Source organism: Christiangramia aquimixticola (assembly GCF_048285835.1).
Classification (GTDB): Bacteria; Bacteroidota; Bacteroidia; order Flavobacteriales; family Flavobacteriaceae; genus Christiangramia; species Christiangramia aquimixticola.
Genome location: NZ_JBLVTL010000179.1, coordinates 1 through 310, shown reverse-complemented (window position 1 = coordinate 310; position 310 = coordinate 1). Strand labels below are relative to the sequence as shown.

Annotated in this window: 1 protein-coding gene; it reads right to left on the bottom strand. The window is 43.2% G+C overall.

What is annotated here, in order from left to right; genetic code table 11:
* On the bottom strand, positions 1 to 310 hold a 310-nt coding region (locus tag ACNKXV_RS14025), incomplete at both ends, for a hypothetical protein (protein ID WP_417908335.1).

Genomic DNA, 310 nt, shown 5'->3' with positions numbered 1-310 from the left:
GGTTCAATTCCGGATGTTTGGCCATAAAAGACATGATCTCGTTTAGCTTTTCCTTACTCAGTTCTCTTAGAAAGTCTTTGTCGAAATCGTAATAGATGACCGCCTGATACACCTCAATTCCATAAGGAATCTCAGCCATTTTCAAAATGATCTCTTCCTGATCGTTGGCCAGAGTGGCTGTCAACTTCTGGGTGAAGTATCCCGGCCTGCTTGCCACAAACGTATAGGTACTGCTTTTCTTAGTCATGTTTACCAGTTCCTTATCACCTACCGAAGTGATGTCTGTACTCTTGGAAGGTACCAAGAGTAC